We start from the raw sequence: 14,113 nt of genomic DNA on the forward strand, positions 1-14,113 counted from the left end.
GATTGTTCATGTTTGAGATTTGAGCAGTCAAAGCAGCAGCAGCCGGCGCGTCGCCGGAATACCCCATCCGGAAGAGCGGCTTAGCTGCATGACTGTCAGGTCGATCGCGATCGGCAGCGGCCCGAGGTCAGTTGCGATGCTTGCCGCTGGATAGAGCCAAGTCGGCTCCGAGGTATGTTCGGTGCGAACGGTTCCGCCGCCTGCCGCGGCAATGACGATTTGATACTGCTCGCTTTCTTCGCCAAGCGGTATTTCGCTTGCCGCCCAGCTATCCGCATCGATCCTTCCGCGCCTTATCCAGGACAGCGCCTGATCGCCATTCGCCTGTTTTATCGCCTTGAGATGAACGGGCGACAGCGGCATGCCGGCTCGAAGCCCGCCGGTTTCCAGTTGCGTGACATAGTTGACGCTGGAAAAATCCGCCACCACCGGTCCCGCCCGCCAATTGAGCGGCAGCCCGATCTCACCGGCAAGCAGTCCTGCAGGCTGTACTGCCTCGTCGAGAAGCACGAAGCTCGCGCCTGAAGCAGCACCAGCGTCCATCGCGTCGTTGGTCCCTAGCTGGCCGCGAAGAAGGCTGGTCAGCCGCCACATATTGGCGGAAATCTCCTCCGCCATCTGGAACTGCACGATCTCCCAAACACCGATGTTCGATTGGATCGCCGCCGCATTGGCGCCGTTCAGCAATTGCAGTCGGCTAACGCTGGCGACCTCGCTATCGAACAGTTCAACAAGAATGGAGTTCGACTGGTCGAATCTTCCCTGAACCCCGCCCGGCAATGCGTCCACCAGTCGCCCGACACTTGCAGCGTGGCTGATCGTGTTGCGCTGCGCGAACCCCGTCTCCTCAGGCGAAGCGAACAGAAGCTGCCTTCGCCACGGCTTTTGCCAGATCGCCACGCGAAAGTGATCCTGCAGCGCAACGCCACTCGAACTCGCCGGCAGGTCGAGGAATTGGGCATAGGGCTGGCCGACGATCACCGGTACGTCCGGTATCGGCCGGCCGCCCGATGAGTTCCATGCCGTCGGAACGGATCTGGCCATCTGCTTCGCCGTGACCCGGCGAACCAATCCATCTTCGATCTCGGTCACCAGAAAATCAGAGCTCAGCCCTGACTGCGGCAGGCGCACGACCGCTCCTGGAAGGACATCGCCACCCGGAGCAGGAATTGCGAATGTAATGGCCTCACGTTCCGACCAGATACGCCGCATCCGATCGCCTAGTAACGCCCGCCCCTGCTCCGCCTCCAGAACGCCGGGAAACTCGGTGATTTGCTGGCGGCTCCCCGATGCACCGAAGCGGCTGTTTCTCACCGAGGCTGTCTGGTATTCGGCGAGCGGATCACGAAATGCGAGGATAGCCTCAGCCGGAAGTTGATGGTCGGGCGCCCGCACTACCTGGAGAACTGCATTCTCGGCATCATCGGCCAGTTCCGTGATGGTAATTGGCGGCCGGTATAGATCGTTTCTGCGAAACACCAGACGACCAGCGCTTTCGCTGACGCCGAGATCGAACAGATTGACGATCGGCTCAAGCGAAGAACGCGCAGAGGCAGGATTTGAGATCACATACCCGTCGACGGTTCCGACCGCATCGGAGACATCGGCCGGCGATAAGCCGTGATCCTTCAGAATTTCATTGATCAGACCGCCGACGCTCGGGCTCGAGAGTCGTCCATTCAGCCAATGCCCGCGATGCCAATTGCTACCGTCCGACCACATGTCCTCGCGCAGCGGGAAAGCCGGAAAGGGTCGAGCGTCCCATGCCCACAGGTAGATCCGCGATGCATCCACCATTCGCCCACCATAGAGCGACGAGATCGGATTCTCCGTGTCGACAAAACTCGGATCGTCTGGATTCCACCTTCCGGCGTGGGCTTCCAGAAACCGCCGCTGCGCCGCATCCGAGCGGCCACCATCGGAAAAATAAGGAACGGCGCCTTCCACTGATTTCGGATCGGGAAATACATTCGGCTGGTTCGGTCCCTTGTCGACAGCCGGACATCCCAGTTCCGTGAACCATATCGGCTTGGAACCGGGTACCCACGCGGTCGGTTGCGCCGCCTCGACACCGTTGATGCGCTGATGATGGACATTGCCCCACCAATTGACCAGATCCTTGTAGCGATAGACCCACGGCTTGCCATAGGCGCCATCGGTAATCGGCGAACGCTCGCGCCTCTCGCGAGCTTCCGCGGAAGGATAATACCAGTCATAGCCCTCGCCGCCGGCAATCGCCGCGCGCAACCCCGCCAGATCGTATGGCCCGCTCAGCCCGTCGGGATTCGGCGCGGAATAATCGGTGTCACGCCAGTCGGACAATGGCATGTAGTTGTCGATGCCGACAGCATCCACCGCCGGATGAGCCCATAGCGTGTCGAGGTGAAAATACACATCGCCGCTGCCGTCCGCCGGCTGATGGCCGAAATACTCACTCCAGTCCGCACCATAGGTAATCGCCGTGCCGGACCCCACAATTGCACGCACGTCAGCGGCCAATGCGCAAAGCGCCTCGACGAACGGAAAACTATCATTCTGGTCCCGCAGCGTCGTCAGACCCAGAAACTCGGTTCCTACCAAAAAGGCATCCACCCCGCCTGCCAATACAGCCAAATGCGCGAAATGCAGTATGAACCGCCGGTAACCCCAGTCGTCAGCCGCGCCACCGAACAGGATCGTACCTCCGGACGGCTGGAACTCACCTTGCCTGGCTGCGCCGCAAAAACTTTCCACCTGTATGCGCGCAGTCGCGGTCCGTTCCGCGCTTGCTGGTTGCATCGGGGCGGGATGCGAGGTGATGCGGCCACGCCAGGGATAAGGCGGCTGCGAAGAACCGCCATAGGGATTCGGCAGTGTGTTGGCGGCCGCTATATCCATCATCACGAACGGGTAGAGCGTGACTTTCAATCCCCGAGCCCTGATCTCCTTGATCGCGGCCACGACGCTGCTGTCCGATGGCGAGCCGCCATAGGCGGCCCCTCCGTTGTGGTAGGATACGACCATCGCGGTATCGCGCTCCACGCCGGATACCGACCATTCCTGCGAAAAGCCCGTGGCTGTGCGGCTGGTCACGGCGGGGCGGATCCTGCAATTGCCGGCACGCAGATCGTCACCGAACCACGTCGCCACCAGCGCGACGTGCTCGAGATTGGGGCAGAGCATCTGCAATTCGTCGAGCGAAGCGGCGATATCCGTGCCGGCAAACAGCATGTGCCGGTTTTCGGCCTGTGTTTCGCCCGGCCGGTTCCGCCGCGTCACCAGTTCGGAAGACAGTCCATACTCGGTTGCGCCCGGAATGAGCGCGACCGCCCGCACCTGCTTTCTCAGTTCTCCGACCGGCCGAAGCACCTCGAACTGTAGTTGCGGGATGCGGTTGCCATATTCGCCCAACGGAAAATGATCGAGCACCACATAGGCGACGCCACGATAGGCAGGCGCGTTTCCTGCCCCTTGGCGCGCTTCGATCAGCGGGTCCACCGGCTGGTCCTCGCTCCCGCGATAGACCCTCAGTTCCACGCTATTTCGATCAATTTCGTGCCCATCGGCCCAGATCCTGCGAATTCCGGCAATTTCGCCTTCGCAAAGCGCGAAGGCCACGTTCGCGAAGTAGGCATATTCGGTCACGCGCGGCCCACCCTTGGAGCCTTGGCGTTTGGTGGTACGGGCCTCCTCGAAGCGCGTTGCCCAGATCAATGTCCCGCCGATGCGCGTGGCCCCGTAGACTCGCGGAATCGGTGCGCCCTCTTCCGCGGTAAACGGCCGGGCGCCACTCAATCGTGGCCCTTCGATATGGCGCGTGCTGTCGATCAGTGCGCGATCGATGGAGTAGCCCGCAAGCGCTCCCGCGGCGGTTCCGATCGCCGTGCCAACCGGCCCCAGCATGCCTCCGAGAAAGGCTCCAGCCGCCTGCAGAACAATGGTTGCCATCAAGGCCCTCCAGAAGTCAGCCTGTCTGAGCAATCCCAGGGAAATGGACGTCCGGAATTGCCTGCTAAAAGTCAGAGCGGCGTATCGGAGCCACTCGAGATTTGCGGGAACGCGAATACGCCCGCAATGCGGCCGCGCCACTGCGGCACGAGTGCGGATACGATGACGGCGTTGCCCTGATAGGCATGAATAAACCGCTCGGGCTCGACCGCTATTGCCGCATGCTTTGCCGGCAGATGCGGCCGCCATCGGAACAGAATCAGGTCGCCGGCTAACAGCGCCGTCTTGGGCTTCTCCGCGCAATAGCGCCGGGCCGTCTCAAGCAGCAGATCGCGTTGGCTGGCCTCCGCCCAGTCCGGTGCATAGGGGCCCGGTCGCTCCGGCACGGCGCCATAGACCGCGTGCCACACGCCGAGCACCAGGCCAAGGCAGTCGCACCCAATTCCCTTGCGCGATCCCTGGTGACGATAGGGTGTTCCAAGCCAGGACAGCGCTTCCGCCACGATCAGCGACGCCAGCGGCCGGAGTTGAGCGTCCTCGCTCGCCGTCATGGCACAATCGGCCCTCCGTCGAACTGACCGCCTTCAACGACATAGCCATAGGCGGCATCATTGCCCGGCAGATGTGGAAAGCCTCGAAAATTCACGGCGTTGGAAAATTTCGACTTGCAAGTGCCAAAGGTCTTGTCGCACCCGGCCTTGATCGAGAAAGCGTCCCCCTCGTCAACCGGCGCGGGCGGAGAATGTCGAAGCGTAAGCACGACCCCTCGCGCCTCCTTGCGGTGGCCTATGATGCGCTCCGCCCGCCCGGCCCGCACGCCCGCCGTCCAGTTCAGCGTGCCGTGCAGGAACCAACCCGGATCGAACGCGTCGAGACCTGAAACGATGATCGCATCCGATCCCTCGCACGACAGGACGACGCCGGCACCGACATATCCGGATTGTTCGAGCAGAAAGCCGCAGCGCCCGTCGCCGAGTTCCGCATCACATGCGCGAACGACATACCGCCCGCTCGGCTGGTCGAGCGAATAGGTCAGGCCTTCCAGTTCCGCCACGAAACGCTGGTCGCTGCGCGTGATCCTGCCGATCGTGGCCACACGCAACAGCGCGAAGTCTTCGGGTTTTCGCCAGTTTACCAGGAAGGTCTCGACCTTTGCGCTGTCGTACAGCCCGGCTGAAATGTCCTCGTCACGGATGCGATTGGACGAAAGCGCTCCTTCGACATCGACTGTGTCGACGGCAAGCCCCAGCGTATTCCGGGCCTCCGTCGCGCTAAAGCCGGACTCCGGTTCGAACAACGTTCCGTCCACGGTCAGCGCCCTGTCGTGATCGGTAAAGCCGCTCACCACGCCATCCTGCCTCGTCAGTCGCCAGCAATGGCAGACCGTCGTCACTTCGCCTTCGAGATGATTAGTGAGGGCTTGTGGATAGGCGCTCAAAGCTGCACCTCGACCAGCGGAATGGACGGGATCTGACCGGCCTTGAAGGCTGTCAGGCTAAGCGACATGCGTTCTGTGTCGAAGCGCACCGGCACATCGAACTCGTAGCCGGCCGTCACCTCGACGCCGGCAGGCGGAATGGCGGCCGGCGAAAACACCACCTCGCCTGTCTTGCCGTCGAATGAGAAATCCGCCGATGCCAGGACGGCCCCATCCACCGTGACCTTCAGCGTCCCAGGCACTGGCAGCAGGATAGGCCGAAGATAGGCGTCGCTCCACGTGCCGTAACGTTTAATGAGCTTGAAGCGATCCTTGGCACCGTCGCCAGCCCCCAGAATCTGATCATGGGCGGATGGAGCCGCGTCGGGCCGGCAGGACTTCATGTCGAATGGATCGCGAAAGCGAAACGCATGAAGCGAGCCGCGCCGTGCTTCGAAGAAGGCGAGAACGTCATGGAGGTCGCCAAGCGACCTCACGCCCGTTCCCGCATCATAGTGGTGGCGCGATTCCGAAAACCGTGCATTGCGCTTTTCGCGACCGGAGGTCAGGCCGACAATCTCGTTTCGTCGTTCCGGCCCTCCCGTCGCGCCGAACGAGACCGCGACGGGAAACCGCACATCGTGAAAACTGGCAAATTCAGACACCGCTTTTCTCCTCAAAAAGTCCTTGTGCCGCGAGAGACCGCACGCGCCAGCATTCCGGTGATCTGGGCCTCGGATTTGCGGAAGGAGGCGGCGTCCTGCGCGGTCACGTTGAAGACCACATTGACTGGGCCCCGGCCGCCGCTCGCGGCAACCCCGAGCCGCCCGTCGGCCGAGCGCGCCAGCGGCAGTATCGCCTCAGAACCCGCCTCGCCCATCAAGCCGATATTCCGGCCCATCGGAAAATAGGTTGGCGCGGAGACGACACCGCCAGTGGCGAAAGGCACCACCCTTCCCGGCACGCCGCCCTTGGCGAATGGCAATACGCCGGCAAAGCCGCCAAGCAGGCCCGAAAACATCGATCCTACAAGCGATTGCAGCGGCTTTAACCCTTGTTCCAGCGCCAGCCCTGCGAGATTCAGTCCGACCCTGCGCAAAACCTCATCCAATTCGCGGCCGTTGACGGTGGCGTTCTTCAAGGCGCCGGTAAGCTGCCGGCCGAAGCGATCCGACATCTTCTGCAGATCCTCGAGCGCACTCTGGAATGGCCCGGTGTCGGCGATGATCTCCACGGTCACCTCTTCGACCATGTCGTCTCCTCTTCATTCTTGTCGGGAAAAACGCGCATCAGCTCAGCGAGATCGGCGCGGCGTGGCGCGGCATTCGCCCGGCCTGAAAGAACGCTCATCGCGCGTTCGAACTCGCGTGGGGTCATTCCCCAGAAGGTCGTCGGTGGAAGCCGCAGCAGGCCGAACCCCGCGGCCATGACCTCGTCCCAAGGGAATTCGTTTGTGCTGGCTGCTGCGGCTTCTAAGGGTTTAACGGGAGCTGCTTTTCCGGCTCTCCGAATGTCGCCGTCAGCAGATCGGACACGATCGCGGCAAAGCCGGTTGCGCCATTCAACGCCTGCATCCTGCCAACATCGCCATCGCTCACGTCCTGGCCCGCACCTCGCAATCCCGCCCCAACGATGCGGATCATGTCCAGGGCAGACAGGCGCCCGCGCGAAAACCGCTCCACCAGCGCGGCGAGGTCGTCGGCCGCATAAGCAGATTCCAGTTCGGCAAGCGCACCGAGCGTCAAACAAAGGCGATGCGTTTTTCCGTCGAGTTCGGCGGCGATCTCGCCGCGTCGCCGGTTCGCGCTCATGCCGCCACCGTAAAGTTTACCGGCCCAGCCGATTCGAGCGAAAGCTCGAAGGTCACCTCGCCGTCATGGCTGCCGGTATATTCGAGCGCGGTGATCTGGAAGGCGCCCTCGATCACTCCAAAACTGGGGATCGAGAGCTGCCAGGCCGAAATCTCTCCAGCGAAAAAGCAAGAGCGCATCAGCTCATCCGATTGCGCGTCCTTGAAAATTCCCGACCCGCCGATCGACGCGCGCTGCACGCCGCTTCCGCCGAGCAGTTCCCGCCAGCGTCCCGCCGAGTCGGAATCCGTTATGTCCACGGTCTCGCTATTGAATGCGATCCGCCTCGAACGCAGGCCCGCGACGGTTACGAAGTTGCCGATCCCGTTGGAATCGATCTTGAGAAGAAGGTCCTTGCCCTTCTGTGCGACCATATCGGTCTCCCATTCATGAAGTTATGTGAATGCAGGCGCAGCCGATGCGTCAGGCGGCGGGTTCCGTCACGGCCCGAAAGCGCAGCAGCCCGTGATAGACGGACAGGTCGTCGTCATATCGCGCTTCGGCGAATTCGAGCCGCAGGTTCACGAGATGATGTTCGTCGAGCGAAAGCGCACCATCGTCGAGGCGCGCCTTGGCGGCATCCATTATGGCGAGCGCTTCCTGCTTGCCTCGCGCCTTCGACCAGATGTGCAGCGTGAAAAGCTGCTCGGTGCCGCTCTCCGTTCCGGTGCTCCAGTCATAGATGCTGGTGCGGCCGAAGGTTATGTAAGGAAAGACCACATTTGCCGGTGCATGGTCGAAAATCTTGTTGCTTCCCAGCAGCGCGGAAAGTGCGGCGTCTTCCCCAAGGGCCGCGAAGATCGCCTTTTGCAACTCAGCGGCGGGGGCGGTCATCGTTCTGATCCCTCCTGTCCCTGACGCGCGTAACAACAGCCGGGTCGGATCGCGCTGCAATCCGTTTGTCTGCACCGTAGTCCCGTTCGGCGTTTTCCGCCATATCATGCGCTTTCCAACGTAGGGCGCACAGCAAGCCATCGATGGTCATCGCCATCGCCACATTCATAGGCCTTGCTCCTTCACCTGGCAGACAAGATAGCGGCCCGATTCATCAGGATCGTGCGTGGTCACGATGGAAAAGACGCGCCCCTGCTTTCGAAACCGCATCCCGCTCCTGACGCCATCGCGCCACCTGATCGTGACGCGATGCGTGACAGTTTCCAGCGACTGGCCCGCACCGAAGACACTTCGTGCCGAAATCGGCTCGATCATCGCAAACAAGGTGGCGATCTCGACCCAGGTTTCGGTATGCCCACCAAAGGAATCGGGCAGATAGGTGCATTCCTCCACCGTCAGTTCGTGGCGCAACCGTCCAGGGTCGATGAACTGCAAGCCCATCACAACCTCCGATCCCGATAGCCGGAAATCAGCCGATCATATCCCGCCGGATATGACGCTGGCTGCTGGGCGGGTCCGATGCTTGCCCGAAACTCATACCAATGCGCCACCAGCATCAGCACAGCCCGCCGAAGCAGATCGGGAACATCGGTCCCCGCCTCGCCAAAGCCCGCCTTGAAATCGATCTCGATGCCGTTCATTGCCCGCAGCGGCTCCGGCCGCCGATGAAACTGCAGGCGTGCCGGCCGCGACAGGCTGTCGAGCTGATAGTCCGACGGATCCATCACGCTCGCCTCGCCCTCGCTGCCGAACAGCGTCACCGACAGGATTTCGCGAACCGGATGGCGCATCAGCGTCACGCAGCCGCCCCGCGGCCAGCAGTCCAGCACAAGACGCCACGTCTGGTCGATCATCGCTACGCCTGTGGCCCGCTCGACATCCTCGCGCGCCGCCCGGATCAGACCAGCAAGCAGTTCGTCCTCGCTTTGATGTGACAGACGCAAATGGTTTTTCACCTCGGCCAGCGTTACCGGCTCCACGGCCGGTTCCACCGTTCGCAACAGCGTCATTCGAATACCTCGATTGAAGAAATCTCAAAGAAAACGACCCCGGCAAGGGGTTACCGGGGCCGTCGCCGGCAACGCAGGCCTCAGGCTCGTCGCGTGAGGCCCAGCCGGCTTATGCCGTGCCGTATTTCAGCAGCTTGATCGCATCGAAGTCCTGGACGCCACCGCCGACGCGCTTCGTCGTATAGAAAAGGACATATGGTTTGGCCGAGTACGGATCGCGCAGCACCCGAACGCCAGTGCGATCAACCACCAGGTAGCCCCGCCCAAAATCACCGAAGGCGATCGGCGTCGCATCCGCACCACCATCGGGCATGTCCTCGGCCTCCACCAGCGGAAAGCCCATCAGCATGGCGCGCTGGCCGGGGGCCGCCGGCGGCTGCCACAAATAGTTTCCGTCGGCATCCTTGAGCTTGCGGATCGAGGTCTGCGTCTTGCGGTTCATCACCCAGTTGGCATTCTGCCGATATCCGGCTTTGAGCGCATAGATCGTGTCAATCAGCACGTCCGAAGGATTGGCGTCGGGCAGCGCATCGGCCTTGCCAGTCAGAACGTAGCCGATCTTCTCCCAGGTCCAGCCTGCCTCCGCCACCTTGGCATAGTCGAGAAAGCCCTTCGGCTTGTTCACCCCGTCGCCGCTGACAAATGCCGCCCCCTCCTGCTCGGCAAATGCCGTCTCGACCTCTCCCGAAATCCACTGGTCGAGATCGACAACTGCGTCTTCCAGCAGCGTCGTCGTCGCCGCCGGCATGGCGTAGAGCTCCATCGTTGGAAACTGCAGTTCGGCCAGGGCCGGCGTTGCCGTTTGCGGGCGTGGCGCCGTCTCTCCCACCCAGCCGACCGCCGGCCCTGATATGGCGAACGGCTTCTTCAGCACGGCGGCCGAAACCTGCCTGACCGAAGAAATCGAGCGGATCGGCGACAGCGCGGCGAGACGCTTGCCGATTTCCGCCTCGGTCTCGTCCGGCACCAGATAACCGCCATCCTGACCTGAACCGTAGGACATCGCCTTGGTGTCGAGAGCCCGCAAATGGCGGTCGTCGCCGCTGCGGATATAGGCCTCGAAGGCGCTCTTATGCTCGTTGAGCTGGCCTCTTGCGCCCTCGCGGCCAAGCGGAGGCCGGATTTTCTTCAGCGAGAGATTGTCGATCACCCGCTTCTGCTCGTCCAGCGTCCGCGAGATGCGCTCGACCTTTTCCGTCGTCACCACGTCGGCGCTGCGACGCTCGAGCTGGGTCAGCCGTTCGTCATTACTGTCCTTGAATGCCTCGAACGTCGTCATGAAATCGCTGAAGGCATCCGCCAGATCGAGATGCTCGCCGCCCGTCGACTTGGTTTCAAGCACGCTGTGTGCTTTCGTCATATGAGAGTTTTCCTTGTTGGTTGGATCATGCGTGTGGCCTGCCGGATGGTTGCAGCAAGGCTCTCTGGTGTTCCTGGCGCGGCGTCCCGCGCGCTTGCCAGGCTGGCGAAGCCCTTGGCGATCACCGCCCGGGCCTCGCTTCGCGTCAGCCCCGCATCCCGCGTGAGCCAGCATTCGAATTCGCGTATTGTCGGAAGCTGCCGTTTCCCCTTCACCGTCTGGACGCGTGCCTCGGGCAGCATCGGAAAGGTGACCACCGAAATTTCCCACAGATCGGCCTCGACTATGCGTCTCGCACCCGAGGCCGTGTCTTTCTTGGCGCGCACGGTGCGAAAACCGATCGACAGTCCATCGAGCGCGCCGCTGCGCATCAGGCTCAAAACCTCGCGTGCCTTCTCGACTCCAGTGGCAAGCCGGCCGCGAACGAAAAGGCCGCGCGAGTCTTCCTTCAGCTCCGTCCAGGCACCGATCGGTTGGTTCGGGTCATGCTGGAACAGCATGCGAATGCGGGACGTCCCTCTTGTCCGCAGCGACTTGACGAAGGCGCCGGGCTCGACGATGTCCTTGCCCAGGTCCATGCGCCCGAACAGGCTGGCGTAGCCGGAAAACATTCCGTCGGTTTCGACTTCGCCCAAGGCGAGGTCGACATATTTGCGTTCGCATCGACGCACCATCGCGTTAGCGCTCATCCACACTCTCCTGGTTCCGGTTTTTCTGGAGGAAGCGTCCGAGGCTGCTGTGCTGCAGCGTTCGCGCGGCAAAACCCAGCGCCCACCACGCGCACAGGCTCGCCACCGCCGCGCCCATCAGCACCAGCTCGCCCGGTCCGATGGCGTCCTGAACACCAAGTTCGGCGGCAATCTTCAGCCCGGCGGTTCCACCGAACACCAGTCCGCAAACGACGCCGACGGCGAAACGCGCCGCCGCGTCGCGCCTTCCATGCGGCAGGATATAGGCGAGCGAAATCGCCGAGCCGGCGACCGCCCCTGCCCCTTTCGCCAGCCATATCCAGGCGGCGTCCGTCAGATCAGTCATGTTGGATACCCTCGTGCAGAGTGTGACGATCAGGCGAAGTCCCGAGGTTGATAGCCAACGGCCTCGCGTTTCTCGTCGTCGCTCAGGAATGAAGCGGCCCCCACTCGCGCCCACAGCGCATCCCGTTCCCCGGAGAGCCCATCCACCCGGTCGGCGTCGTACCAGAGCCGGAGATCACCCCCGAAACCCGGTCCGAGCCACGCCGATAGTTCCTTGGCAATGCGGGCCACCAGCGGCAGGATCGTCAACCTGTAGAAAGCCCGGTTCGCCTCCTGGTAGTTGGCGTAGGTGTTGTCGCCGGGAATGCCGAGCAGCATCGGCGGCACCCCGAAGGCCAGCGCGATGTCGCGGCTGGCCGAGTGCTTCGCCTCGATGAAGTCCATGTCCTTCGGCGTCATACCCATGGCTTTCCAGTCCAGCCCGCCCTCCAGCAGCAGCGGCCGGCCAGCCCGGGTCATGCCCGAATATCCTTCCTCCAACTCGGCTTTCAGCCGGTCGAACTGCTCGTCGGTCAGGTTGCCGCCCTCCTTCGGCGCATAGACCAGCGCGCCGGAGGGCCTCGCCGAATTGTCGAGCAGCGCCTTGTTCCAGCGCCCGGCTGCATTGTGGGTGTCGAGCGCCGTCAGCGCCGCCTCAAGCGGCGCAAAGCCGTAATGATCGTCAAGAGGATGAAACAGCGTCAGATGCAGCGCCCCGCCTCCCTCGGCAGCCAGCGGAGTACGGCGCCTGCCGCTGCCTTCGCGATAGTCGAGCGCTACCGGCCAACCAGTTGAATCCGTGGCTACTGTCACCCGATCCGGACGCAGCAGATGCAGTTCCCGCGCGCCCTCTCCCGCATCGATCAATTCCAGATACGCATTTCCAGAAAGCAGCAGATGGCCATAGAGCGCTTCCAGGAACGAGGCGCCGGCCTGCCGCTGGTTGGGACGCTCCAGCAGCTTGAGCAGCGGGTGCTCTTCAAGTTCCGCGGCTCCCTCATAGAGCAGCCACGGCATTGCCGATGCTGTCTCGCAGATCAGCCGCACGGCGCGGTGCACGATCGGATTGCGCATATATCCTTCGCGTGCCAACGCCGCATAATCCCGTCGTGTCCAGCGCGCCTCGCCCTGCGCATGTATCGCGACAAACCCGCCCGCCCCGCCTCCGCTCTTGCGTTCGGGCCGAGCGCCGCCGTTCCCCGCCATGCGAGGCCAAGGCCAATTCCAAGCCATCTATCCATCCTGTGTGATTGAAAATGCCGACGCCGGATGCGTCCCACTGAGCGCATGGTGCTTCAGGGTGTATTGAGATCCAGGTTCAGGACGTGCCGACAATGGTGGTTTTCGAGAACATGAGCACAGAAGAGCGCCGTTTGCAGGCCGCCATGGACTGAATACCAACACACCCTAGACGAAATCGCGGATGCGCGGCATCGCGACAGTGTCCGGCATCAGTTCCGTGATTGCCCAGACAAGAGCGTCGACCCGATCCGGCGACCTGTTGTTCGAGAGACCGTTCGGTCCGAAGTCGCACATCTCGTCTTCCAGTTCGGCAAAGCGACCAGCATGAAGCACCTTGCCTTGCTGGTAGAGTGCCGCCACCGGTTCGGCGCGCAGCCACTTGCCGCGCTTTGCCCGCACCGCCCGCACCGGCACGCTAGAATCCACGGTCCGGATCACCGCCGTCACCATGTCGCCGCCCTGATTGACTTCGGCTACGATGCAGTCTGCCTGGAGCCGGTGGAACAGCGCCACCGCCGCGCCTGCCCAGTCCTGTGGCTTTGCGGCGCGCAGCGTCGCATCCGCCAGCACGATCGCCCTTCCAGCGTCATCCATTCCCGCGGCGACGATGCCGCATGCATCGGATGTGACGCGCGAACTCGCGGGCGGGTCCACCGCCACCACGATGCGGCGCAGTTCCGGCACTTCGCCGAGAAATGCGTTTTCGATGCAATCGCGGGACCACAGTGCATCCTCGCGGTCCTCGATCAGTTCGCCCTCCAGCTCCTGGCGGCCCAGATGCGTTCCCGCGTAGCGCTTGCGCACCATGTCGAGAAATCCCGGCGCCAGATTGCCGGCGTTCTCGGCCGTGCGGATGCGCGTCACCGCGACCGTTGGATCGGCAAGCAGCCGCTTCAGCAATTTCATCGGCTTGGGCGTGGTCGTAATCAGTTGCCGTGGTCGCTCTCCCAGCCGAAGGCCGAACTGCAGCATGTCGAAGCACGCCTCGGCATGTTTCCATTTCGCCAGCTCGTCGCACCACGCCGCCTCGAATTGCGGCCCCCGCAGGCTTTCGGGATTCTCGGAGGAAAATATCTGCGCCACCGCGCCATTGTCCCAAACCAGACGGCGCCGGCTTGCCTCGAAGCGCGGGCGGTCATGCCGGGAAATTGTCATGATGCCGGAAGGGCCTTCGATCATCACCTCGCGAACATCGCCGAGCGTCTCACCGATCAGGGCAATGCGCCCATGCCTCCGGTCGGCGAATGGTGAAAACCCGCGTACCAGGCTGTTCACCCATTCCGCACCCAACCGCGTCTTTCCGGCGCCGCGACCGCCGACGACCAACCAGGTCTGTGGAGGCCCGTCGAGCATGTACTGCTCTATGCGCGCTTCGGTGAACCATTCCCGTCCTATCAACG

At 62.6% G+C, this 14,113-nt stretch carries 16 protein-coding genes; all 16 read right to left on the reverse strand.

The window, feature by feature from the left end; translation table 11 throughout:
* Nucleotides 1–27: 27 nt before the first annotated feature.
* The 16 genes from ACLKMW_RS18910 to ACLKMW_RS18985 all read right to left on the reverse strand — a co-directional run bounded on the left by ACLKMW_RS18910 (nt 28) and on the right by ACLKMW_RS18985 (nt 14,066).
* Entirely contained in the window at nt 28–3,927 is a 3,900-nt protein-coding gene (locus ACLKMW_RS18910) for a baseplate multidomain protein megatron (RefSeq protein ID WP_415726054.1), read from the reverse strand.
* A gap of 71 nt (nt 3,928–3,998) precedes the next feature.
* Complete coding sequence (locus tag ACLKMW_RS18915) at nt 3,999–4,478, reverse strand: NlpC/P60 family protein (RefSeq protein WP_415726055.1); 480 nt, start codon at nt 4,476–4,478, stop codon at nt 3,999–4,001.
* Nucleotides 4,475–5,365 carry a DUF2163 domain-containing protein gene (locus ACLKMW_RS18920; protein WP_415726056.1) on the reverse strand — a complete coding sequence of 297 codons (891 nt, stop codon included), beginning with the start codon at nt 5,363–5,365 and terminating at the stop codon, nt 4,475–4,477. Before ACLKMW_RS18920 ends, ACLKMW_RS18915 begins: the two co-directional genes overlap by 4 nt.
* Nucleotides 5,362–6,009: a phage distal tail protein, Rcc01695 family gene (locus ACLKMW_RS18925; protein ID WP_415726057.1), complete on the reverse strand. Its 648-nt coding sequence runs from the start codon at nt 6,007–6,009 to the stop codon at nt 5,362–5,364. The genes ACLKMW_RS18920 and ACLKMW_RS18925 overlap by 4 nt, the downstream gene beginning before the upstream one ends.
* A gap of 11 nt (nt 6,010–6,020) precedes the next feature.
* Complete coding sequence (locus ACLKMW_RS18930) at nt 6,021–6,596, reverse strand: phage tail tape measure protein (protein WP_415726058.1); 576 nt, start codon at nt 6,594–6,596, stop codon at nt 6,021–6,023.
* Entirely contained in the window at nt 6,581–6,856 is a 276-nt protein-coding gene (locus ACLKMW_RS18935; protein ID WP_415726106.1) for a rcc01693 family protein, read from the reverse strand. Before ACLKMW_RS18935 ends, ACLKMW_RS18930 begins: the two co-directional genes overlap by 16 nt.
* Nucleotides 6,817–7,155: a gene transfer agent family protein gene (locus tag ACLKMW_RS18940; RefSeq protein WP_415726059.1), complete on the reverse strand. Its 339-nt coding sequence runs from the start codon at nt 7,153–7,155 to the stop codon at nt 6,817–6,819. The genes ACLKMW_RS18935 and ACLKMW_RS18940 overlap by 40 nt, the downstream gene beginning before the upstream one ends.
* Nucleotides 7,152–7,568 (reverse strand): phage major tail protein, TP901-1 family, encoded by a 417-nt coding sequence (locus ACLKMW_RS18945; protein WP_415726060.1) that lies wholly within the window; start codon nt 7,566–7,568, stop codon nt 7,152–7,154. The genes ACLKMW_RS18940 and ACLKMW_RS18945 overlap by 4 nt, the downstream gene beginning before the upstream one ends.
* A gap of 49 nt (nt 7,569–7,617) precedes the next feature.
* Nucleotides 7,618–8,028, reverse strand: a complete 411-nt coding sequence (locus tag ACLKMW_RS18950; RefSeq protein ID WP_415726061.1) for a DUF3168 domain-containing protein — start codon at nt 8,026–8,028, stop codon at nt 7,618–7,620.
* Nucleotides 8,029–8,193: 165 nt separating this feature from the next.
* Complete coding sequence (locus ACLKMW_RS18955) at nt 8,194–8,529, reverse strand: phage head closure protein (protein WP_415726062.1); 336 nt, start codon at nt 8,527–8,529, stop codon at nt 8,194–8,196.
* On the reverse strand, nt 8,529–9,098 hold the full coding sequence (locus ACLKMW_RS18960; RefSeq protein ID WP_415726063.1) for a head-tail connector protein: 570 nt from the start codon (nt 9,096–9,098) through the stop codon (nt 8,529–8,531). Before ACLKMW_RS18960 ends, ACLKMW_RS18955 begins: the two co-directional genes overlap by 1 nt.
* A 109-nt stretch (nt 9,099–9,207) precedes the next feature.
* Nucleotides 9,208–10,458: a phage major capsid protein gene (locus ACLKMW_RS18965; RefSeq protein WP_415726064.1), complete on the reverse strand. Its 1,251-nt coding sequence runs from the start codon at nt 10,456–10,458 to the stop codon at nt 9,208–9,210.
* Nucleotides 10,455–11,147 carry an HK97 family phage prohead protease gene (locus ACLKMW_RS18970; protein ID WP_415726065.1) on the reverse strand — a complete coding sequence of 231 codons (693 nt, stop codon included), beginning with the start codon at nt 11,145–11,147 and terminating at the stop codon, nt 10,455–10,457. Before ACLKMW_RS18970 ends, ACLKMW_RS18965 begins: the two co-directional genes overlap by 4 nt.
* Complete coding sequence (locus ACLKMW_RS18975) at nt 11,137–11,493, reverse strand: DUF6107 family protein (RefSeq protein WP_415726066.1); 357 nt, start codon at nt 11,491–11,493, stop codon at nt 11,137–11,139. The genes ACLKMW_RS18970 and ACLKMW_RS18975 overlap by 11 nt, the downstream gene beginning before the upstream one ends.
* Nucleotides 11,494–11,522: 29 nt before the next feature.
* Nucleotides 11,523–12,704, reverse strand: coding sequence for a phage portal protein (locus ACLKMW_RS18980; protein WP_415726067.1), 1,182 nt, complete (start codon nt 12,702–12,704; stop codon nt 11,523–11,525).
* A gap of 174 nt (nt 12,705–12,878) precedes the next feature.
* On the reverse strand, nt 12,879–14,066 hold the full coding sequence (locus tag ACLKMW_RS18985; protein WP_415726107.1) for a DNA-packaging protein: 1,188 nt from the start codon (nt 14,064–14,066) through the stop codon (nt 12,879–12,881).
* Nucleotides 14,067–14,113 lie beyond the last annotated feature (47 nt).

Origin of the sequence: Borborobacter xinjiangensis, from assembly GCF_047739745.1 — a bacterium.
Taxonomy (GTDB): Bacteria; Pseudomonadota; Alphaproteobacteria; order Rhizobiales; family Rhizobiaceae; genus Pseudaminobacter.